The organism is Veillonella nakazawae, assembly GCF_013393365.1.
In the GTDB taxonomy this organism is placed as follows: Bacteria; Bacillota; Negativicutes; order Veillonellales; family Veillonellaceae; genus Veillonella; species Veillonella nakazawae.
Window position 1 is genome coordinate 1,581,654 of record NZ_AP022321.1, and the last position, 22,489, is coordinate 1,604,142.

23 protein-coding genes and 9 tRNA genes are annotated in these 22,489 nt (G+C 38.4%); 2 read left to right on the forward strand and 30 right to left on the reverse strand.

What is annotated here, in order from left to right; genetic code table 11:
* Position 1 precedes the first annotated feature (1 nt).
* From VEIT17_RS07175 to rpsD, 6 genes are all read right to left on the reverse strand, one after another.
* Positions 2–244: a Sec-independent protein translocase subunit TatA/TatB gene (locus VEIT17_RS07175; protein ID WP_004695192.1), complete on the reverse strand. Its 243-nt coding sequence runs from the start codon at positions 242–244 to the stop codon at positions 2–4.
* Positions 245–280: 36 nt separating this feature from the next.
* Positions 281–1,036: a 6-phosphogluconolactonase gene (pgl, locus tag VEIT17_RS07180; RefSeq protein WP_178885463.1), complete on the reverse strand. Its 756-nt coding sequence runs from the start codon at positions 1,034–1,036 to the stop codon at positions 281–283.
* Between the two features lie 169 nt (positions 1,037–1,205).
* Entirely contained in the window at positions 1,206–1,997 is a 792-nt protein-coding gene (gene fabM, locus VEIT17_RS07185) for a trans-2-decenoyl-ACP isomerase (protein WP_005385546.1), read from the reverse strand.
* Positions 1,998–2,228: 231 nt separating this feature from the next.
* Positions 2,229–2,621 carry a 30S ribosomal protein S9 gene (rpsI, locus tag VEIT17_RS07190; protein ID WP_005377846.1) on the reverse strand — a complete coding sequence of 131 codons (393 nt, stop codon included), beginning with the start codon at positions 2,619–2,621 and terminating at the stop codon, positions 2,229–2,231.
* 20 nt (positions 2,622–2,641) lie between these two features.
* Positions 2,642–3,082: a 50S ribosomal protein L13 gene (gene rplM / locus VEIT17_RS07195; protein WP_005381375.1), complete on the reverse strand. Its 441-nt coding sequence runs from the start codon at positions 3,080–3,082 to the stop codon at positions 2,642–2,644.
* Between the two features lie 215 nt (positions 3,083–3,297).
* Positions 3,298–3,885 carry a 30S ribosomal protein S4 gene (gene rpsD, locus VEIT17_RS07200; RefSeq protein ID WP_060923796.1) on the reverse strand — a complete coding sequence of 196 codons (588 nt, stop codon included), beginning with the start codon at positions 3,883–3,885 and terminating at the stop codon, positions 3,298–3,300.
* Between the two features lie 297 nt (positions 3,886–4,182).
* Here rpsD and VEIT17_RS07205 point away from each other — a divergent pair, with 297 nt between their 5' ends.
* Together VEIT17_RS07205 and VEIT17_RS07210 are read left to right on the forward strand one after the other, a co-directional pair.
* Entirely contained in the window at positions 4,183–5,082 is a 900-nt protein-coding gene (locus VEIT17_RS07205; RefSeq protein ID WP_119206344.1) for a LysR family transcriptional regulator, read from the forward strand.
* Positions 5,083–5,304: 222 nt separating this feature from the next.
* Positions 5,305–5,628, forward strand: a complete 324-nt coding sequence (locus VEIT17_RS07210) for a YnfA family protein (RefSeq protein WP_178885465.1) — start codon at positions 5,305–5,307, stop codon at positions 5,626–5,628.
* Positions 5,629–5,713: 85 nt separating this feature from the next.
* Here the strand turns inward: VEIT17_RS07210 and VEIT17_RS07215 are convergent, their stop codons facing one another.
* The 24 genes from VEIT17_RS07215 to rplQ all read right to left on the reverse strand — a co-directional run bounded on the left by VEIT17_RS07215 (position 5,714) and on the right by rplQ (position 22,483).
* A complete protein-coding gene (locus VEIT17_RS07215) occupies positions 5,714–6,421 on the reverse strand; it encodes a class I SAM-dependent methyltransferase (protein WP_178885467.1) in 708 nt (235 codons plus the stop codon).
* Positions 6,408–7,037: a hypothetical protein gene (locus VEIT17_RS07220; RefSeq protein ID WP_178885469.1), complete on the reverse strand. Its 630-nt coding sequence runs from the start codon at positions 7,035–7,037 to the stop codon at positions 6,408–6,410. Before VEIT17_RS07220 ends, VEIT17_RS07215 begins: the two co-directional genes overlap by 14 nt.
* Positions 7,038–7,144: 107 nt before the next feature.
* Positions 7,145–7,220: transfer RNA gene (locus VEIT17_RS07225), tRNA-Val, on the reverse strand.
* A 3-nt stretch (positions 7,221–7,223) separates the two neighbouring features.
* Positions 7,224–7,298: transfer RNA gene (locus VEIT17_RS07230), tRNA-Glu, on the reverse strand.
* Positions 7,299–7,307: 9 nt separating this feature from the next.
* Positions 7,308–7,383 (reverse strand) — tRNA-Asn (locus tag VEIT17_RS07235).
* 7 nt (positions 7,384–7,390) lie between these two features.
* Positions 7,391–7,465, reverse strand: a tRNA-Gly gene (locus VEIT17_RS07240).
* 3 nt (positions 7,466–7,468) lie between these two features.
* Positions 7,469–7,544, reverse strand: a tRNA-Val gene (locus VEIT17_RS07245).
* A gap of 5 nt (positions 7,545–7,549) precedes the next feature.
* Positions 7,550–7,624 (reverse strand) — tRNA-Glu (locus VEIT17_RS07250).
* Between the two features lie 4 nt (positions 7,625–7,628).
* Positions 7,629–7,704: transfer RNA gene (locus tag VEIT17_RS07255), tRNA-Lys, on the reverse strand.
* Between the two features lie 5 nt (positions 7,705–7,709).
* A tRNA-Asn gene (locus tag VEIT17_RS07260) sits at positions 7,710–7,785 on the reverse strand.
* 5 nt (positions 7,786–7,790) lie between these two features.
* A tRNA-Gly gene (locus VEIT17_RS07265) sits at positions 7,791–7,865 on the reverse strand.
* A 198-nt stretch (positions 7,866–8,063) separates the two neighbouring features.
* Complete coding sequence (locus VEIT17_RS07270) at positions 8,064–9,167, reverse strand: nicotinate-nucleotide--dimethylbenzimidazole phosphoribosyltransferase (protein WP_178885471.1); 1,104 nt, start codon at positions 9,165–9,167, stop codon at positions 8,064–8,066.
* Positions 9,164–10,201 (reverse strand): nicotinate-nucleotide--dimethylbenzimidazole phosphoribosyltransferase, encoded by a 1,038-nt coding sequence (locus tag VEIT17_RS07275; RefSeq protein WP_178885473.1) that lies wholly within the window; start codon positions 10,199–10,201, stop codon positions 9,164–9,166. The genes VEIT17_RS07270 and VEIT17_RS07275 overlap by 4 nt, the downstream gene beginning before the upstream one ends.
* A 190-nt stretch (positions 10,202–10,391) precedes the next feature.
* Positions 10,392–11,279, reverse strand: a complete 888-nt coding sequence (locus tag VEIT17_RS07280) for a prephenate dehydrogenase (protein WP_178885475.1) — start codon at positions 11,277–11,279, stop codon at positions 10,392–10,394.
* Between the two features lie 101 nt (positions 11,280–11,380).
* Positions 11,381–12,727, reverse strand: a complete 1,347-nt coding sequence (locus VEIT17_RS07285; protein ID WP_178885477.1) for an MATE family efflux transporter — start codon at positions 12,725–12,727, stop codon at positions 11,381–11,383.
* Positions 12,728–12,799: 72 nt separating this feature from the next.
* Positions 12,800–13,519 (reverse strand): LemA family protein, encoded by a 720-nt coding sequence (locus VEIT17_RS07290; protein WP_178885479.1) that lies wholly within the window; start codon positions 13,517–13,519, stop codon positions 12,800–12,802.
* Positions 13,512–15,362, reverse strand: a complete 1,851-nt coding sequence (locus VEIT17_RS07295) for an MAG1210 family protein (RefSeq protein WP_242013247.1) — start codon at positions 15,360–15,362, stop codon at positions 13,512–13,514. Before VEIT17_RS07295 ends, VEIT17_RS07290 begins: the two co-directional genes overlap by 8 nt.
* A gap of 320 nt (positions 15,363–15,682) precedes the next feature.
* Positions 15,683–16,555, reverse strand: a complete 873-nt coding sequence (locus VEIT17_RS07300; protein ID WP_105084915.1) for a 2-oxoacid:ferredoxin oxidoreductase subunit beta — start codon at positions 16,553–16,555, stop codon at positions 15,683–15,685.
* 1 nt (position 16,556) lies between these two features.
* A complete protein-coding gene (locus VEIT17_RS07305; protein ID WP_156720031.1) occupies positions 16,557–18,308 on the reverse strand; it encodes a 2-oxoacid:acceptor oxidoreductase subunit alpha in 1,752 nt (583 codons plus the stop codon).
* A 270-nt stretch (positions 18,309–18,578) separates the two neighbouring features.
* Positions 18,579–19,364 (reverse strand): tRNA pseudouridine(38-40) synthase TruA, encoded by a 786-nt coding sequence (gene truA / locus VEIT17_RS07310; RefSeq protein ID WP_178885481.1) that lies wholly within the window; start codon positions 19,362–19,364, stop codon positions 18,579–18,581.
* Positions 19,361–20,164: an energy-coupling factor transporter transmembrane component T family protein gene (locus VEIT17_RS07315; protein ID WP_178885484.1), complete on the reverse strand. Its 804-nt coding sequence runs from the start codon at positions 20,162–20,164 to the stop codon at positions 19,361–19,363. The genes truA and VEIT17_RS07315 overlap by 4 nt, the downstream gene beginning before the upstream one ends.
* Positions 20,154–21,014: an energy-coupling factor transporter ATPase gene (locus VEIT17_RS07320; RefSeq protein ID WP_178885486.1), complete on the reverse strand. Its 861-nt coding sequence runs from the start codon at positions 21,012–21,014 to the stop codon at positions 20,154–20,156. The genes VEIT17_RS07315 and VEIT17_RS07320 overlap by 11 nt, the downstream gene beginning before the upstream one ends.
* On the reverse strand, positions 21,014–21,961 hold the full coding sequence (locus VEIT17_RS07325) for an energy-coupling factor transporter ATPase (RefSeq protein ID WP_178885489.1): 948 nt from the start codon (positions 21,959–21,961) through the stop codon (positions 21,014–21,016). The genes VEIT17_RS07320 and VEIT17_RS07325 overlap by 1 nt, the downstream gene beginning before the upstream one ends.
* A gap of 186 nt (positions 21,962–22,147) precedes the next feature.
* Complete coding sequence (gene rplQ, locus VEIT17_RS07330; protein WP_004695155.1) at positions 22,148–22,483, reverse strand: 50S ribosomal protein L17; 336 nt, start codon at positions 22,481–22,483, stop codon at positions 22,148–22,150.
* Between the last annotated feature and the right edge of the window lie 6 nt (positions 22,484–22,489).

The window sequence follows — 22,489 nt, forward strand, 5'->3', positions numbered from 1 at the left end:
ATTAATCATTAGCTTCTTTATGTTTATCGTCGTTTTTAGCCCCTGCTGTTACGTCGATAGTAGTCGCCTTTTTAACGGCTTCTTTCGTTTCATCAACAGCTTTTTTAGGGCCGGAAATAGCATCTTTAAATTCATTGATGCCCTTACCAATAGCTTTACCTACTTCAGGTAATTTACCAGGTCCGAAGATAACTAAAGCGATCACTAATATAACTATTAATTCAGGTGTTCCTATAGATCCCATATGTATCTCCTTTATATTTACTAAAACTTACATCTTTTAGTGTACATCATTATAGGCTGCCTTGTCCACATACCAGGTCACAGCTTCTTGTGAAAGTACAGCACCAGGCAATGTACGGCCAATGCGTTTTTCCCACGTTAAATCCTCGTAATCTTCGCGTTGGTATAATACCTTTGTCAATGCAGTTCGCTTGCTTTCACCAGTCACAGTAAACCAGACAGCATCAGATTTTGCTAGGAAAGAAAATGTCATAGAAATGCGTTCCCATACCTTGCCATCTTCAACGGCCACTACATCTTGATCAGCTACACGCAGTGCGTGAGAGCCTGCAAATAATCCTGCCGTATGACCATCCTCGCCTAGATCAAGCAACGCTAAATCAAGACCAGATTTCTTACACGCCTTGAGGACATTGCGAACCTCTTTTTCATATTCTTCAGCCGCTTCATGTACGGTTTTAGAATCCGTATTAATGGGCAAGAAATGAGCAGCCCCCTTTGCCTTGCATAGCAAATGAGGTTTTACGCGATTGAAGTAATTATTCTCATGCGCTTGTGGCAAGAAACGCTCATCAGTCCACAAGAAGAATATACGTTCCCAATTAAGGCGCTCAATATATTCAGGAGAGTTAAGTAATTCTAACAAACCATTTACAACAGAACCCCCAGTAATACCAACGATGCACGTTTCAGTACGGCTAATTTCATCATTGGTAAAATCAATAAAATCCTCCGCCAATGCTTGGACTACATCACTAGGACCGTCATAACATTTAATTGTATCTTGAGCCATATAATAATGACCTCCTAAAACTATTATAATAGTACTATTATATACACTTTTGCTTTTTTATGAAAGCAAAACCGATGTAACTCAATATATAGAGCCACATCGGTTCGAATTATATTAGTAACTGCTTATAAAATACATGATATTTCATAGAATTACAAGAGAATAGTTATTATTTTTGACCAAATTTAGGGCGACGACGTTCTGTGAAAGCTCGTACACCTTCCTTAAAATCTTCAGAAAGACCTAAGGAGCATTGATTTTCTACTTCAAACTTCTTGTACTCTTCCCAGCCAGATAAGAAGCTATTCCACATCATTTCTTTCATAACGCGGTAGGATTGCGCTGGACCTTTTGCTAATTTCTCAACAAGACGTCTTGTAGCCGTTTCTAGATCTTCTAATTCACAAACTTTATATACAAAGCCAAGTTCTTTACCTTTTTCAGCAGAAACAGCTTCACCAGTCATAACGATATGCATAGCACGGTTCATACCAATGGAACGAGTCAACAAGAACAAACCACCTGCATCTGGAGCAAGACCTACGTTTACGAAAGCTTGGATAAAGCGTACATTGTTAGCCGCTACAACAAAGTCTGCAGCTAACGCCATGTTGAACGCCGCACCTGCTGCAGCACCTTGAAGGCTCATGATAACAGGTTTAGGTAAGCGTTTCATAGCCATAGAAATTTGAGCTACTAGTTCAACAATTTCAAATAAAGACTCTGTATCACCATCATTTACAGCCCGTTCCATTTCTGTTAAATCGCCACCAGCAGAGAATACCTTGCCTTCAGCATTGATGAGCAATGCACGAACACTTTCATCGTTGTGAGCTTTATCTAAAACCTCAAGGATCTCCTTGCACATCTCGATATTAAAACCATTCGCCACTGTAGGACGATTAAATGTCAACGTACCAATGCCGTTGTCCACTACGTATTGAATTGTATTATAAATCATATGAGTTCTCCTATATGAAAATCTATTTTCGAAAAAATTCGATTATTATATATCTATTATAGGAGAATTAAATGTCCCTGTAAATGATAGAATTATATAACCCAATAAATTCAAAACAATACGGTAATCGTATACGCCATAAACTAAAAAAAGACCAAAGCTATAAACAGTCTATAATGCAAAAACACCTGCAGACATTGTCTGCAGGTGTAATAACCTGTATTCCAAATATTAACGTTTGGAGAATTGGCTTGCTTTACGAGCTTTCTTAAGACCGTATTTTTTACGTTCTTTCATACGTGGGTCACGAGTCAAGAAGCCAGCTTTTTTCAAAGATTGACGAAGTTCGCCATCTACGTCCAATAACGCACGGGAGATACCGTGACGAATTGCACCAGCTTGACCGGAAGGACCGCCACCAGCTACAGTTGCGATTACATCGTATTGTTCAACTGTGTTAGTCAAGTTCAAAGGTTGTTTTACGATCAATTCCAAAGTTTGGCGACCGAAATATTCATTAAGTTCACGTTTGTTAACAGTGATTTTACCTGTGCCCGGTACCAGACGAACTCTAGCAACGGAAGATTTTCTACGACCAGTGCCGTAATATTGTGCTACTGCCATTATATGTTCCTCCCTCTAGATTATCGTACGGAAATTTCTAATACTTCTGGTTTTTGAGCTGCATGTGGATGCTCAGGACCAGCGTATACGTTTAATTTACGGTATTGTTGTGCACCCAATTTATTTTTTGGAAGCATACCACGAACTGCCATTTCAACAACACGTTCAGGTTGTTTTTCAAGCATCATGGACAATTTAGTGAAACGGGAACCACCTGGGTAACCAGAGTGACGGAAGTATTCCTTTTGTTCCAATTTTTTACCAGTTACGCGAATTTTTTCTGCGTTTACAACGATCACATGGTCACCAGTGTCTACGTGTGGTGTGAAAGTTGGTTTATTTTTGCCCCGAAGAACTTTTGCAACTTCGGCAGCAAGGCGTCCTAAAGTTTTACCTTCAGCGTCAACAACATACCATTTCCGTTCGATTGTGTTCGGATTGGCCATAAATGTAGTTTTCATGCTGCATATCCTCCTAATAACGTCATAATTCTACCAAAATCAGCTTGTCCTTTGCTTCCGGGGCTAATGGAAACACGACTAAAGCTTACTCAAAATAGTATACAGATTTTGGTGTCCTATGTCAATTGTTTTTTACACTGCTATAGCCCTTTAACAGTGACATGTCATAAAGAAAAAACCACCCAATTCTGAGTGGTTTTCCCATAAGCGCCAAATTATTTGGAGTACAATTCGACGATAAGTGTTTCGTTAACTTCGATAGGAAGTTCTTCACGTTGAGGAAGACGAGTGAATGTAGCTTTGAAGCCTTCCAAGTCTTTTTCAATGTAAGGAAGTTCGAAAGAACGAAGTTCTTGGAAGTTAGTTTTGAACATTTCGTTGTCGCGGGAAACTTCACGAAGTTCAATAACGTCACCTGGTTTACAGGAGTAGGATGGAATGTCTACACGACGACCATTTACCAAGATGTGGCCATGGTTTACCATTTGACGAGCTTGACGAATGGAGTTACCGAAGCCGATGCGATATACAAGGTTATCAAGACGTTGTTCCAAAAGGATCAACATGTTTTCACCTGTAACACCTTGCATTTTTTTCGCTTTATCATAATAGCGTACGAACTGGCGTTCTAGCAAGTTGTAGTAAGCTTTAACTTTTTGTTTTTCTAATAATTGTGTGCCATACTCAGACATTTTTTTCTGACGTTGGTCTTTTTTGACGCGATTCAAGGCTTTTGCGTGACCGAATACGTTCACACCAAAGCGACGACAAAGTTTGAATCGAGCCTCTCTTCTCGTTGCCATGTGATTATCACCTCATAGTTGAATAAAAAACTTGTACCGACACATAATGGTACCCATGTATAATATCATTTTCATTTACTTATGTCAATTAATGATAATTGTGAAAGTTATTGAAATAAGTGCATAATCACAATTTTTAATTAATCTTTTTTATGATAATAGTACACGCTATATCGATTGTGCATGCTTCATCATATTTTATAGATTTAGATGAAAAAACAATTATAGTATGCTACAATATGAATAAGTAAAGTAATAGTTATCATTGGATTCTTATTACAAAATTGGGGGAATAACATGAAAGAGTTACCTACAATGCAAGAGCTACAAAGTTTTATTACCTATAATAAAACAGGAAGCTTTACATTAGCAGCACAATCTATGAATATTACACAATCAGCTTTCAGCGCTCAAATGAAAAAATTAGAGCGTTTAGTTGGTGTGAAATTAATCTCCCGTTCTACAAGAGGTAGCCGTTTAACGCCAGAAGGCGAATTATTCTTACCAGAAGCAGAACAAGTTCTCGATACATTAGAACGTGCTATTCAATCCATCCGCCTAGCAAGCAAGGTGGAACGTCCGATTTTGAACATCGGTGTACTGCGTAGTTTGGGTGATATTCGTCTAAATGGTTACGTATCGCACTTCTTCCAAAATCATCCTGAGTTCTCTGTCAGCATTTATGACATGGAAGAAGAAGAGTTGATGCTCGACTTACGCGAAAATCGTATCGACATTGCCCTCCTCTACTTACCAAATAACAAGGATATGTCAGCATATGAATCTACAGCCCTTCGCGAGGACGAATTCGTATACTATGCACCAAACATCATCGATGGTATGGAAGTTGCTAGCTTGAAAGCGATTCAGCAACAACCTTTGCTCATGTATCCACCTAAATACTTCATGTATCGCACATTGAAAAACTACGTAGGCAATGGTCAACAAAATCTACACATTAGAGGTAGCCGCTTATCTAATCCATATACAATGATCGACTACTGTCAAAAAAATAAATCAGGCTGCATCGTAGCACGCCAAATTCTAAATTCTTTAAATATCAATGATGGCTACATACCTTTAGAAAAACCATTTAAACTACAAGTGTGCTTCGCCTTTAAGAAAAACAATTCTAAATCGGAAACAATGCATACCTTCATGGATTATGTACACAGCGAATCACCAGCTCGTTTATAAGAACGAAACAAAACCCGTACACATATACGTGTACGGGTTTTTAATTTTATTATATCCTCAATTAATATCTATATTTAACATTTGTACCTTTTAATATCTTTGTCTTTTAACATTCTTTTCTTTACCACTAGTAACGATTCATCTTGGTCATTAAATAATTGCTCTCTACTGTAACAAGTTGTACAATAGAGAATAGATTTCAATTAATACTGTGAGGTTATTATGCTCTTATCTATTTTCTTCTTTATATTAGCCGGTTTAGCCGAAATCGGTGGCGGCTATTTAGTATGGCTCTATATGCGCGACGATAAAAGCCCTGTATATTTACTGGCTGGTGCCATCATCTTATTTTTATATGGCCTTATCCCTACCTTCCAACCAGAAGCAAGCTTCGGTAAGGTTTATGCAGCCTACGGCGGCGTATTTATTGCCCTTTCCATCCTATGGGGCTGGCTCGTTGATGGTTTACGACCAGACACATATGATATCATCGGTGGACTTGTATGTCTTATAGGTGTTTATATCATCATGTACGCGCCGCGGTAATTTAGCTATAAAACTAGAATAATAAAAATATCCCCAAAAAGTGTAGCAATTATACTTCTTGGGGATATTTAATTAGAGTGGAATTCTATTTCTTCATTTTAAAGACTATATATTTAGGATAATCCCATGTTCTGGGATACAACTTCATTATATCCTCATTTGGATATATTTCATCAATAGAGATATTTCTAAACCTATGCTTATAAGCAATTTCCATATATACACTAATTGCTCGATGATAATATTTAATCTTATTATCCATACTCAATTGATCTAAAGATATATTAAAGTTTAAATCATACTCTCGAACGTTCAGATACCTAAACCCCTTCATTTCTTCCGCTCTAAACAAATGATAAAAACATGGGTGGGGAATACTAAATGAAAATAAGGCATCAGTACCCAATAGTTTATAAACATTTGCAAAAAGAGTATCCAAATCTCCAATACTATGAATCGACATATGTGCAAAACAGCCATCAAAATTTAGTTCAGAATCATATGTTAAAATATCACTATTAATATATTTTATATTAGAAGCAAAATTATGATTTATAGCAAATGATATAACATCACTGGCTTTATCCAAGGCATATAAAAAACCAAGCTCACTTGATAAACTTTTACTAAGATAACCAAGCCCACAACCAATTTCTAAAACTTTATTTAATTTATATTTTGAAAAGTACTGTTTCCAATATGGAAGAAAAAGTTTTTCAAATGTAATATCTTTATGACATAAAATCTGTGAACTTCTATGGAGAATATCATCACTATAGTTAATCTCTATCATCCCCTTCTAATAAATATAAAATATCTTTTGCCAAAGCAATCATATATGGATGATCACTATTATTAAAGATATATATTTCGTGTTCTTTATTCGTTCCTGTAGAAATAGCTAATTGCTCCGCACCAGCGCGTCCTCTATTAATTATAGTAAACCTAGCATTAGGTTTATAAGTATCTGAATTATAATTCTTTACATTCATTCCTAGATTTTTAAACTTACTACCATTTACCTTTTTACCAACCCAGATATCAACTGTTTTAGATTTTTTAACTAATCTTTTAATTTCTTTCTGCACATCAACAGAAGACTCAATCCAAGATGCATCATGTGAAACAATTTCAACAGTCGATGCTCGATCAAAAAACTCTAATATATATTTATTAATTGCAGCTTCACCGTTAAGTACTTTAGCTTCTACAGAAATTCTTCTCCTATCAGATATAATTTCTATAATTTTTTTTATAACCGGAGTTAAAGTTCCAAAAAAAGCTTCTGAAAAAAATGGAATTATATAAGAATAGCCCCAAACAAGAACTATAATTTCTAAAAGTAATACTAAAACAATAAAGTATTCAAGTCTTGATATATTATTCAAATGATATTTTATGCGATACATCTAATTAATCTCACAATTAAACAAAACTACAATATATTACATTATTATATCAAAATCATATAAAAATCACATCAAAAAAAGAGATCATCAAAGATGATCTCTTAATATGGTGGACGATGACAGGATCGAACTGCCGACATCCTGCTTGTAAGGCAGGCGCTCTCCCAGCTGAGCTAATCGTCCATGTGGTGACCCGTCCGGGAATCGAACCCGGGATACCGCCGTGAAAGGGCGGTGTCTTAACCGCTTGACCAACGGGCCATATGAAATTGGCTCCTCGAGTAGGACTCGAACCTACGACCGATCGGTTAACAGCCGATTGCTCTACCAACTGAGCTATCGAGGAATATTAATGGAGCGGGAAACGAGATTCGAACTCGCGACCCCCGCCTTGGCAAGGCGGTGCTCTACCGCTGAGCTATTCCCGCATGTGGTGGACGATGACAGGATCGAACTGCCGACATCCTGCTTGTAAGGCAGGCGCTCTCCCAGCTGAGCTAATCGTCCATATGTGGTGACCCGTCCGGGAATCGAACCCGGGATACCGCCGTGAAAGGGCGGTGTCTTAACCGCTTGACCAACGGGCCAGAATGGTGACTCACCCGCGACTCGAACGCGGGACACCCTGATTAAAAGTCAGGTGCTCTGCCAACTGAGCTAGTGAGTCATAAATGGCTCCTCGAGTAGGACTCGAACCTACGACCGATCGGTTAACAGCCGATTGCTCTACCAACTGAGCTATCGAGGAATGTATGGAGCGGGAAACGAGATTCGAACTCGCGACCCCCGCCTTGGCAAGGCGGTGCTCTACCGCTGAGCTATTCCCGCATACAGAACCGATAATTAATATAACATAATCATCAATCTGTCGTCAAGAAGAATTTAAGTCTGTCCTGACTGCCCTATAATAATATCAATTTACACATATAGTGTCAATGGTTTTTCCATGAAATTCTCAGTTAATTTCGGATAATTGAGCATAAAACATATAAAAAGAGGGATTTAATACGCCCTCTTTTATATAGATTACTCTTTATTCTTTTGTCTACCTTTACCGGCACCATCTTCAGCCGCTTTAACCTCAGCTTCAACGAAGGTTTTCATATCATTTAACATATGCATAGATGCATCGATAATAGATAACCCCATTGTGGAACCCAATGCTTCATCAATTTGTAAATTGTAGTGCAAGCATGGTTTTACACCTAAAAATCGACATTGTTCCTTATGAATTGGTTCCTCATAGGCGGCGGATGGGAATACATAGTCCTTAACTAATGGCTCAATAGTAACTGCAGCCAATACAGCTGCGCCTGTTACGGCATTATCAAATACTACTGCCATACGGTGACTTGCGGCACCTAAGATAAAACCTGTTAAGAATACAATATCTAAGCCTCCTGCAATATGAAGTAAATGCAATATCGCATCACGGCGCTCGCTTTCACTTATAGCAGACCAATCATCAACAGTGATATTAAAACGATCTACAAAGGAATGAATATGAGCAGCCCGTTGTTCTACCGTAGGTCCACATTCGGTATGAACGAGAATATCGTCATAGGCACAGCCCGTAATTGTAGCCGTCGTTACGAGGGAGTCAAGGAATGCCCTTTCCCCTACGTTACCAATCGCCACCACTTGTAATCCATCAGCATGTAATTTATCAGCATAGGTAAAGCCAAGCTCTAGAGCTCGCTCAAGCTCATCTCGAGAAATAACAGGTTCTACCCCAAAGAAATGAGATCCTTTACGAATGACTTGTTGATCAATATATTCTAGATTACTAGTATCTTGCTCAAGACCTACATTTACAACATGTACGTCTGCATTTAACTTAAATGCCGCCCCCTGCGTAGCCGTTCTACCTTCATTGAAACGCTTAATAGCCTCATAACTTTCACTACCATGCTGACTATTTTGAGGACCATCTACCAAGTGGTCCGACGCCACCACAAGTACGCCATATCGCAAATGATTTGGTTGTGGATCTGCCAGAATGCCTGCAAAACGCTCAGCTATTAACTCTAATGTTGCAAGGCTATAAATAGGTTTTGTTAAATTATCGATACGTAATCGGCATGCTTCCATGGATGGTGCATGTAATGGTTCAATTGTAAAAGTTCTCATGCCTTACCTCCTGTAACAGCCAAATACATATGAACAGCAAGATCTAGCATTCCCATTTGAATGGAACCACCAGAGGCCTCACCGAGACATAACCCTAAATCAACATAGGCTTCAAGGCCTAAATTTTCTAAAGAAGATTTAGCCGCTTTTTCAGCAGATAAATGAGATGCCATTACATAATCCATCGCCTGTGGAACTAATGTTTTTGCAACCAATGCACAAGCAGATGTATTAAAACCATCAATAATAACGAGTGCATTATTCGCTGCAGCACCTAGAATAACACCTACGATACATGTAAATTCAAAGCCGCCCACAGAGGATAAAATTCCGATTGCATCATCTTTCGGAATATTTTTATATTTTTCTAATACATCATGCACAATGCGTTGCTTTAATTTTAGACGCTCATCAGAAATATTAGTGCCTCGCCCTGTAGCTTCCTCTGCAGAGAGTCCTGCAAACTTGGCAGTCATAAGAGCACTAGCAGTAGTATTAGAAATACCCATTTCCCCTACTAAGAAAACATTAAAGCCTTCGTCGATTTTCTCTTTTACAAGACGGATACCTATTTCAATGCCTTCAATGGCTTGTTCACGTGTCATGGCCGGTTCTTCTACAAAGTTTTTTGTACCCATACCAAGTTTATGACTACGGAGTCCTGGTACCCAGATCATATCTGCATCAATGCCCATATCGATGACTTCCATTTGTGCACCACAGTAATTAGCTAAGGAATTGGCGCCCGCCCCCTTTGGAATTAGGTAGTTTTGTGTCATCCCTACAGTTGTTTCCTTTGGGTACGCACTTACGCCCATATCGGCCACGCCATGATCGGCAGAGGCAATAATCATACAAGGCTTTGGAACCGTTAACTGTTCCTGATTTGTAGCCGCACCATATTGAGCCACCACGTTTACAAGTCGCCCATATTGTTCTACAGATGAACCTGCATTCCAACTATCGATTATATGTTGTTCAATTTCATGACTGCGACCTCTAATAGCGTCACAAGTTTCTTGTAACAAACTCATGGTATCTCCTTAACTAAATAATATGTTAAACGTATATTCTTTACGAACTCTAGTATACACATTATACTGCATAAACCGCGTTGCTTCAGCTATATAAATAGACATCAAACTCAAATGAATGTTAATTACTCATTGTTAGTACTCTATGAATGTTAACCAATGTATAGCCTTAGCTAATAATTATTTATCATTAGCTATTCTTTATTTGTCCTGTTAAATATGGTAATTTACCGCGAATTTCTCTACTTCGTTCTAAATAGGTTTCTAGACTTTGACCTTCGTCTTCTTGTGAAAGTATCTCTTTTACCCGTTGAATTTCAGATTCGATTTGTGAAAGACCTTCAATTACATTGTGTCTATTACCATAAATGATTTCACGCCACATAGATGGCAAACCACCGGCAACACGTGTACAATCTCTAAAGCCCCCTGCAGATAGTTTCATGCGCAACTCGCCTAATTCATCACCACCGGAAACTTGAGTTAAAATGGCTGCCAATAAATGTGGCATATGACTCACCATAGCTAAATACGCATCGTGAGCATAGATATCGACGAATTCAATACGTGATCCTACAGCGCGTCCCATTTCAGCTAGTTCTTGAGCAACCTCTTCACTATATACATCAGAGGCCTTATCCTCTAGTACAATCCAGCCCATACCTTTAAATAGGTTTTTATGAGATACTTCGTAGCCACCCTTTTCAGAGCCAGCCATAGGATGAACAGACACAAAAATTGTCCCTTTCGGAATAGAATCATATACAGCTCGTACAAAGTTTTCCTTTGCACTAGATACATCAGTCACCACTTGTCCTGGTCTAAAAAGATGTGCCATTTCTGTAAATAGTCTTGCATTTGTATCTGGAGGCAATGAAAATACAACGATATCTGAATTTTCAATCAATGGTTCTACCTCAGTCCAAGCAGCTTTTACCACCCCATCCTGAATAGCCGCATCACAAACCTCTTGGCGACGAGCATAGCCTACCACCTCATAATCGGTATAGGCCTTTAAAGCCTTCGCCAACGAACCACCTAGTAAACCTAAGCCAATAATACCTACTGTCTTACTCATATAAACCTACTTTCACAAATAATTAGCCTTACACTCTCCAATGTAAGGCTAACTATATCTACAAACGACTAAAAGTATATTGAAATCGTGTAAATATAAGACTATGCCTCTATGAGGCGTTTATTTTTCCACATTCCACTATGCCAGCGATATACAAATAATAAACCTCGTAAAATTTCATCTGCTGCCATGGCAATCCATATACCTACAAGGCCCCATCCCCAGTAAATACCAAAGAGGTAGGACAATGGTACAGCACATAGCCACATGCCAAAGACACCTACGAGCATCGGCGTCCGAATATCTCCTGCCGCTTGTAAACAGCCAACCATAACAATATTAACGGCGCGTCCTAGTTCAAGGAAAATCTCAACCAATAATACATTATGCGCTAATGATAGAATTTCTGGATCCGTAGTAAATACAGATAATACATAATCACTGGTAATATAAAAGAACGTAGCCAAGCCTACATTAATAGTAATAGCTAAAAACATAGAATGCCATACGCGATTTGTCACCTCATCTTGCCGTTTTGCCCCCATCAGGAAACCCACAATAACTTGAGATGCATTTGCTAATGCTATGGTATATACATAGCAAAGCATGGCAATAACCGATACATACACCTTTGTATTAATAACAGCTAGCCCTAGGATGTTGACCATTTTCATAATCGTTGTCTGAGATAACTGATAACTTAAGGTTTCACCACCAGAGGGAACACTGATATTCAGTAAAGACTTAACCGTATGCCATGGGAATGGTTTTAAAAATTTGAAGCTCACCTCTAAAGTAAGCAACTTCTTAAAGGTATAGGCGATAATTACGAGGCCTACCACCTTAGATAACCAGGTAGAAATTGATACCCCTAGTACACCAAGACTTGGTATGGGACCATGACCAAATATTAATACATAGTTAGTTGTGATATGGATAACATTCATAACTAACGCGATATACATAGTAACACGCGTTAATGAATGGCCTCTAAATACGGCAACCAGCGCGTAATACATAGCCTGAATCGGTAATCCTGCGGCCACAATGGTCGTATATATCGACGTATCACTCATCGTTTCTGGAGGTACACCTAGCCATGTAAAAATCCATTCATGACAGGTGATAAAGAATACAGCCGCAACAGATGAAAACAAAAAGTTCAACACCAAACTGACCGTACATACCTCAGATAGCTTAGACTGATTTCGAGCCCCTAAATACTGGGCAATCAAAATCGTCGTAGCTGTACTCATAACAATAATGAGCATAATAAATATATTTAAAATTTGATTGGCATTAGCCACAGCTGCTACCGCTTGAGGAGAGTAGTGACTCATCATCACTTGGTCTATATTACCTACTAACAGCTGTAGGAACACTTCAATAAATATAGGCCAACTCAAAGTCCAGATGGACAAGCTAATCCCTTTTTCATAAGACTTCATAGTATCCCCTTATATACTAATGTCAGATTTTATAGTATTCCCTTTATATACTAACGTCTAATTGACTATCCCTTAAAAGAAAACGCCCTTAGCTTTTTCTTTAGTTTCTTGATCAGCAATAAATGGAATTCTAGTAGTTCTACCTTCTTTTGCAGCTACAATCTTTTTAAATGGGAATTCAAAGATTTCTCTATTCCAAGTATTTACAGCATCATTATACAACGTTCTAGCTGCAGTAATTTCTTTTTGTAAGTAAGAATTTTGTTGCATTGCATCACGAATCGTATCTTGGCTTTGTAATTCAGGATAATTTTCTATAGCTACGTTGAGGGCTCTTGTAGCCTTGTTAAGTTGTGCATTCACATCACTTCTAGATTCTTCAGAAAAATTACCACTTCTATACTTAGCAATGTCTACAAGGATATCCTTATCAACTTCAATAGATTTTTCCACAAGTTTAGCCGCATTAGAAAGAATCACAACACGTTGCTCCATATAGTTATCAATTTCGGATGCAGCATTTTGAATTCTTTGTTCCATCATATTAAACTCTGAACTAATTTGTTTTAATCGCCACCATGGATAAATCAATACAATGGCGCCAATAATAGATACTAGATACTTGTCTATAACTATGCCAAAAACGATACCGATAACACCAACTGCCATAAGGATCGTTGGAAGAAGTTTTTCAAAGCCACTAGTTTCAACAGGGATTACCTTAGCAATAACATGCACATCTCTGCCTTCAGACATAATTTCCGGATTCATTTCGTCGAGTTGGTTAGCCATTTTGGGTACCTCCAAATTCTTTGTAAATAGTATTTAATAAATCGTCGAGAGACTGATTTTGTCGATATAGTTTACCTGCCATAAAGTGATCGTATGCAAAAGATCTATCTCTATTATTTTCAGATTTTTGATACTGATCTAGACCTTTAATATGATTAAAATCCTCTCCAGCAGATTTAATTTCTGAAACCTCTATAAATTCGTGTTTTGTAACAGGAACATACTCGTCCCAGCGGACTGGAACATAATAGGTTCTACCATTACCAGCTCGTACAGGCACTTGATCTACGTGTTCGATGGCCCTATAAGAATAGGCATCTACCTTAATTACCTCAGAGTCACCTTCATTTTTATGGTGGCTAGTCTTAAGAATTGTTTTTACATTATTTCGCTGAGCCGCATCAGGAGGAACAAATAAATTAAGTCCCATTTTATTTGCTAGCATTTCTGTAATGTAATCATTGTATTTGAAATTATAAGACTTGCCATAAATATAATCATTAGAAGCCATTTGTTGATACACAGGAATCGCTAAAATTGGTAGGAATGAGAAATACATGTGATCAAAGTAACTGCAGTTGTAATTAATGAACTTCTCTTTAATCTTTTGGAATGAAAAATCATAATACTGAGATGGTGATGTATCAAAGTCCCAATTTTGAGAATTGTCAGCTTTAATCTCATTAATTTTACACTCTTTATTAAATATAAAGTCATCTCCATATGGAGAGTTTTCAAAAATATCCTTATAGTTGTTTTGTGCTAATGGCGTAAATAGTACGCGGAACTCAACCTCATTGTTGCGATCTAATGCATTAAATTGTGCATCAAACTCTTCATTGGCTAAAGCTTGGAAGCCTCCACCATTCTCCAATGAATCCTGACCCTTCTGTCTAAGACTAGCAATGCCTTTGGCTATCCGACTCTTGGCACCACCAAAATTGAAGAATCCTTTTTCAGGTGGTTTTCTATGGAATGTTAAGTTAGGTGCTGCATGATTACCATACACTAAAGATACTCTATTCGCATAATAAGGACCTGGTTGTCTTATAACGGCCCGTAATGTTTCGTTAACATCACGAGTTTTTAGATTCCCATTAGAATCGACATATTCCTCTGTATAGGTAACATCTAAGGTTCCCTCATAGGTATAATCATCCATCCAGTGGATTATGCGCTTCAGAAAAACAAAGGGGTTTCCTAAAATTTCACCAGACGCAATATCTAAGGTGGAATGATTTACACTACCTTTTTCCAAGAATCCATAATCTTTAACCAGCTGTTCATATCGTTCAATATTAAAGTTAGAATCCATATGAATAAAAGGAATCGCCTTTTTTATAAGTTCTACAGTCATTTCACTATGAAATAGATTGTTTAAAGGGGCCATCATCTCATAACCTTCTTGACGCATTTTAGCTAATGTAGCATCTAAATCATTAAGTTTTTCTTCAAGGCTTTTACTATTAGGCTTAATCCAATATAGGTAAAGCCCTACACATAGAACTAATATAAGTATAGAAACAATAACCGCTGCAATATCAATATGGTCTTGTGAAAACTGATAAATACCATAAATAATGGCACCTATACCAATAACAATATCAACCTTTTTGATAAGGCCAAATCGTTTATAGGATGTGTTTGATTGATCGCGATTTTCTGATACAACAGTATACTTATCTATTAATACTTTGTTGTTATCTATATCAATCTTTGATTGATCTACTAGTTGTTGAAAGTATTCTTCGGTTACTTGTTGAAACGCGTCCTTTAACTCTTCCCGATAATACTTAAGTGGCTCTAGTAATGCTTCATTATATTCATTCGACACGTTACTCATTCCCTCTCCTTAATGAATCGCATAGTAAATGATACTTCTATACGTTTCCATTATGCCTCATATTCTGAAATAATAGCCGCTTATACTTATAAGCGTTCAATTTTTACTTAATTATAAATATCCTAAATTATAAATTAGTATATCAATTAAGAAAACCTCCGTAAAGTAATAATACGATTCATACCACTATAAAATAACCGTATCATTCAGAACACTCTAAAGTAATCATACTATTCATAATGTCATAATGTAAAAACCCCTCTTTACCAGACATTCAGTAAAGAGGGGTTCAGATTATACATAATTCAATTTAGATAAGATTATTTAAATTGATTGCAAAGGCTATCGAATAGCGCTTGATCTGGTTTTACAACATCTTCAGTTAATGGACGAGGATGTGGACCACCATTTGCTGCTGCCAGAGCTTTTTCGAAGGAAGGTTTAGTAGTATCTTGATAGATAACACCTGTTACCAAGCCATCAGTTTCACCCAATGTTTTAAGTGCTGCTGCACGATCTGTTGGGTCATAACCTTCTGGCAATTCTACTAAATGTTCTTTGAACCAGTCATAGCTGTTGTGTTTATTGTATGTAACACATGGGCTGAAAACGTTGATGAAGGAGAAACCTTCATGATCCATTGCTTTTTGAATCAACTCTACAAGTTGTGCACGATTAATCATGTAACCTTGTGCTACGAATGTAGCACCTGCAGCAATTGCAGTTTCACAAACAGACAATGGAGATTCGAATGCCCCACGAGGTGTTGTTTTTGTAACAAAACCGATATCGGAACGAGGGGATGCTTGACCTTTAGTCAAACCATATACATGGTTATCCATTACGACGTATGTCATATTTACATTACGTTTGAAAGCATGAATAGTATGACCCATACCGATAGCGAACGCATCCCCATCACCAGAGCAAGCGATAACTTCTAAGTCTTGGTTAGCAAGTTTAACGCCTTGTGCGTAAGGAAGCGCACGACCATGAGTTGTATGAGCACCATATGCGTAGAAATAACCACCGATACGGCTAGAGCAACCGATACCGGAAATTACTGCTAATTTTTCTGGTGGAATATTTTTCGCTACTACAGCGTCAGTAATCGCTGCTTGAACCCCATAATGGCCACAGCCTGGACACCAGTTAGGACGAATATCGTTTCTGTAATCTTTAGCTGTTGTCATATTATAGGACCTCCTTAATCGCATTTTTCACATAACTTTTTGTGAATGGATTACCATCGTATTTCAAGCAGCTGGAAATTTTAGATTTCTTATGCATGTTGATTTTAAATAAGTTAGTCAATTGACCTGTTGCATTGTGCTCAACGATAACCACTTTTTTCGCAGCATCCATGAATGGTTGTAATTGTTTTGCTGGGAATGGTTTAATCAAGCGCAATTGCAAGTGGTTAACTTTAACACCTTCTTGATCGAATTCAGCAACAGCTTCTTCGATAGCGCCACGGCTAGAAGCCATACCTACAACAAGTACATCTGCTTCGTCGTATTTAGCGTTATTCAAGAATGGTTCGTAGTTATCAGCTACAGTTTCCAATTTGCGGAAACGTTTATCAGTTTGCGCTACGTGCATTGTAGGCGCTTCTGCTGGTTTACCTTCTTCATTATGTTCTAAACCAGTGGAAAGGAATAGACCATTTTTCATACCAGGAATTGTACGAGGAGAAATCCCGTCTTCAGTCAATTCAAAGCGTTTGAAGTATTTAGGTTGTTCTAATTCAGGAAGATCAGCTTCTTTCATCATTTTACCGCGGTTAATAGGTACACGGTTCAAATCGAAGGAAGGAACGGATTGTTTATTCAAACCTTGTTGTAAATCAGGCATGAAGATAACTGGACATTGGTACATTTCTGCCAAGTTGAAAGCTTTTTGAATTTCATAGAAGCATTCTTCGATAGATGTTGGAGAAATAACGATACCAGAGTAATCGCCATGTGCATTATAGCAAGCTGCATCAATATCGGATTGTTCAACCTTTGTAGCCATACCTGTGGATGGACCAGAACGTTGAACGTCGATAACAACCATTGGTAATTCAGCCATGGAAGCCATGGATAAGGATTCAGCCATCAAGGAAAGACCAGGGCCAGAAGTACATGTGAAGCCACGAACACCTGCGTATACGCCACCCATAGCTGTCATACATGCTGCGATTTCGTCCTCTGTTTGAACGATAGTAGCACCCAATTTATCCATATTTTTAATCATATATTCCATTACTTCAGATGCTGGAGTAATAGGATAAGATGCCATGAAACGGGAGCCCGCAGCAATAGCACCTAAAGCACATGCTTCATTACCTAATAAGAACATTTGATCTTTCTTACCAGGAGCTGGCAATGTATCGATTTCCACATCGCCCAATTTTTCCATTACAAGGCCATAACCATCGTCAAAGGCAGCTAAGTTTTTATCCACGATTTCTTGGGATTTTTTCGCAAATTTAGCAGCAATCGCATCTTTAAACATCTTAGTATCGAAACCAAGAAGTGCAACAGACATACCAAGTGCTACGATATTACGCATCAACAAGGAACCTTGTTTCATTGCAGTTTCAGAGATTGGCAAGGACAAGCAATTAACCTTTGTACCTTCAAATTTAGAGAAGTCAGGATTTACTTTGCTGTCACAGATGATGTAACCGCCCTCACGAACTTCAGAACCATGCATATCAACTGTTTCTTGATCAAGAGAAAGCAAGAAGTCTACGCCTTCACCAATAGACATAACTTGTTCTAATGCAACGCGCAATGCGAATGTAGTATGACCACCTTTGATACGAGATGCAAATAAACGTTGGCTATACAAGGAATAACCTTCTTTAGCGAGGATTGTCGCCATGATTTCGCCACAACTCTCGATACCTTCACCTTGTTGGCCGCCCATTTTCCAGATAAAATCTTTACGTTTTTGCAAGAGATTCACCCTCCTTAGGATAAAAATTACACTGCTGACAAGAGTCTACCTTACTATGTTAATGTTTTATAGTACGAACCTGTCCATATCGTCATTGTATCATGTATATATTGGGTTTACAATGTATCATTTCACATAATAATAGGTATAAATTAAGGCATTATAACTAAAAATTATAAGAAAAAAGGATACTACATGCTAAGTAGTATCCTTTTAGTATTAATAGTTATCGTTTTAAATAAATTCTAGGAGAATGCAGTCTATACAAAATTATATAGAATATTTATTCTGTAGCACCTCTTGCTGACGCTCTTTCGTAAAGAATATCTCCTCTAAACATAACCCTTGGGCTGGCGCCGTTTTACCTATAACACGACGATCTTTAGCGGCCAAATAGCCCTTAATATCCTCCACCTTGCGTCTTCCAAGGCCTACATCGACGAGGAGTCCTGCAATATTACGAACCATGTGGTATAAGAACCCATCACCCACTACAGAAATGGTAACATGAGAGCCTTCTGCCTCTACATGAATTCCTATAATTGTTTTTACTGGATCAGCGGGTGTTGAATTCGTCCCTTTTAAGGTTGTAAAGTCATGGGTGCCTAATAATTCATTGCCTGCAGCTTGCATTAGGTCGATATTAAGAGGCTTCTTAACATGCCAATGGTATCGTTTTGTCAAAGGATTGGCAATGAGCTGATTATGAATGGTATATACATATTCCTTACCATATATATTCCATCGGGGCTTCCAATCCAGTGGAATTTCCACAGCTTCAAGGACCACAATGTCTTTAGGAATATGAGCTATCATGGCACGCGGAATATTTTCTGCAGGTATAGCACCAGAGGTTTGGAACGTACATACTTGAAACTTTGCATGTACTCCTGCATCCGTACGAGAAGCACCGTAGATTTGAATGGGCTCATTACAGATTTTTGATAAGCCATATTCTAAGCAACCTTGTACGGTTAAGCCCTTATCATCAGGTTGTTTTTGATAGCCTGCCAAATCGGTGCCATCATAAGCAACTATGATTCGTATATTTCTCATAGACCTAACCACCACAATGCAATGAGTACAATGGTAATCAAAATAACAGCACCGACACCAATATAATCAACATAAGTAACTTGTAGTTCTTTCATGCGCGTACGGTTTACACCACCTCGATAGCAACGCGCTTCCATAGCGATAGCCAGTTCATCAGCACGTCTAAATGCACTGATGAATAAAGGAACCAATAAAGGTACCATATTTTTTGCCCGTTGAATGATAGACCCTGTTACAAAGTCTGCACCACGAGCAGATTGAGCTTTCATAATACGATCTGTTTCATCCAATAAAGTAGGAATGAAACGCAATGCGATGGTCATCATCATAGCCAATTCATGAGCAGGTACGCCAATACAGCGGAATGGGTTTAGCAAATGCTCAATACCATCAGTCAAACGAATTGGTGATGTCGTATAAGTCAATAGGGAGGAGAACAAGATTAAAAAGATTAATCGTGCCGCCATTTGTAGACCCATAGCTAAGCCTTGATCTGTAATATTGATAATGCCCCATTGGAAAACTGAATTACCTGGGGTCGTAAAGATATGAATACCCATAGTAAATACGATGATAATCCAAAGAGGTTTAATAGCTGACCACATCAAGCGTAATGGCAATCTTGATAACAGCATAGCAAAGATGGTAAATGCCCCTACCAAGCCATACGCAAGAGGAGAATTTGCTAGGAAGATAGCTACCACAAAGATAGTTGTAGCAATAATCTTGGCACGAGGATCCATGCGATGCAAGAAGGAGTTTCCTGGGAAGTACTGCCCAATAGTAATGTTATTTAACATGGCTACCTCCTTCTAGAATGGCTTGTACTGCATCATCTACGGATAATACACGATTAGATACATCTAGTCCTTGATCACGCAAATATTCCATAGTTACAGACACTGGTGGTACGTCTACACCTACCACTTGTAATTCATCGCGATGGTTATTAAAGATATCCATCGGTTCTCCATCGAGAACGATACGACCTTTATCGAGTACCACGAGGCGAGATGCCATGCGAGAAATATCCTCCATGTTATGTGATACAAGGATTACAGTAATGCCCTTTTCTTTATGAAGTCGAATGATCTCTTCAAAGATTTCTTCACGACCAAATGGGTCAAGGCCTGCAGATGGCTCATCAAGGACTAGGAAATCTGGATTCATAGCCACCACACCAGCGATGGCAACACGGCGCATTTGTCCACCAGATAGATGGAATGGAGAGCGCTCCGCGTAGGTGTCGTAATCAAGACCTACAAATTTCATTGCCTCCCGTACCCGTTCATCTACTTCATCAGCACTGAGGCCTAAGTTTTTAGGGCCAAAGGCAATATCTTCGGCAATAGTTTCTTCAAATAACTGATGTTCTGGATATTGAAAAACCATGCCTACCTTATGGCGCATCTTTTTAGCTTCCTCTGTAGAAGCACTAATATCTACACCATTAACGGTAACCGTTCCTGTTGTAGGGTGTAATAAGCCATTTAAATGTTGTACAAAGGTAGATTTACCAGAGCCGGTATGACCAATGATGCCTAAAAACTCACCGTTTTCAACAGTAAGAGATACACCGTGAAGGGCTGTCTTTTCAAATGGAGTACCTACACCATAGGTATAAGTAATATTATCTAATACAATCGCCATTAGTGTGTGCCCTCCCCTCTTACTGCATTTACATCTTCATTGGTAGGAGAACTTATAGTTTTAGCCCCTACATTATGATTATCTAGTAGTTGGTCAGCTAATTTAGAATGTTTAAGCCCTACAGCTAATTCTTCATTATTGATGATACTTTTACCGATTTCATAACCTTTTTCATTTAATTTAAAAGCAATTTCAGACGCAACCGGAACATCAAGGCCAAGGCCTTTTAAGGTATCTACATGGCTAAAAATCTCACGAGGAGTGCCATCATGTAATTTCACACCATTTTTCATAACTACCACACGATCAGCTGTGACAGCTTCCTCCATAAAGTGTGTAATGTACACGATAGTGATACCTTCTTCTTTATTGAGTTTATGAACTGTCTCTAATACCTCACGACGACCTTTTGGATCGAGCATAGCCGTTGGTTCGTCAAGAACGATACAATCAGGTTTCATGGCCAGTACGCCGGCAATGGCAATGCGTTGCTTTTGACCACCAGACAACAAATGAGGACCATGTTCTCTATATTCAGTCATATTTACAGCCTCTAACGCTGCATCGACGCGTTTTCTAATTTCCGCGCTAGGAATACCAAGGTTTTCTGGACCAAAGGCAACGTCCTCTTCTACGACAGCCGCCACAATTTGGTTATCAGGATTTTGGAACACCATGCCTACATGTTGGCGTATATCCCATATATGCGCTTCATCGCGCGTATCATAGCCACATACATTGATATAACCTTCACTAGGTTGTAATAGCACATTAAAATGCTTAGCTAGTGTACTTTTACCACTACCATTCGTACCGATGATACAAACAAACTCACCGCGCTTAATAGATAAGTTTACATCATTTAATGCATGTACATCATTGCCATTTTCATCGGTATAGATATGACTCATATGATTGACCTCAATCATAATGTCTTTTTCATTCATGGATAACCTCATATCTTTCTAGTCAATTTCGTTTCTATGAAAGTAAACCCCTTTACGGTTAACAATACATATTCAATATTACGATAACTGCTAACATATTACGATATTATACTAATCGATTGTACCATAAAATTGACAATAAAAAAACGGTGCTGCAACATAAGTTACAACACCGTATGAGTTTGATTAAACTAACTCGATAATAGCCAAAGGTGCAGCGTCACCTTTGCGAAGACCAGTTTTGATTACACGAGTGTAACCACCTTGACGGTCTGCATATTTTGGAGCAATTGTATCAAACAATTTTTTTACTACGCTTTCATCCATGAGGTATGCAAGAACTTGGCGACGTGCATGAAGATCACCACGTTTAGCCAAAGTTACCATTTGATCAGCTAAAGAGCGAAGTTCTTTCGCTTTAGCTTCTGTAGTTTCAATACGCTCATATTGGAAGAAAGATGTTAACATGCTACGGAACAACGCTTTACGAGCGGAGCTGTCGCGGCCTAATTTTCTGTACATTCGTCT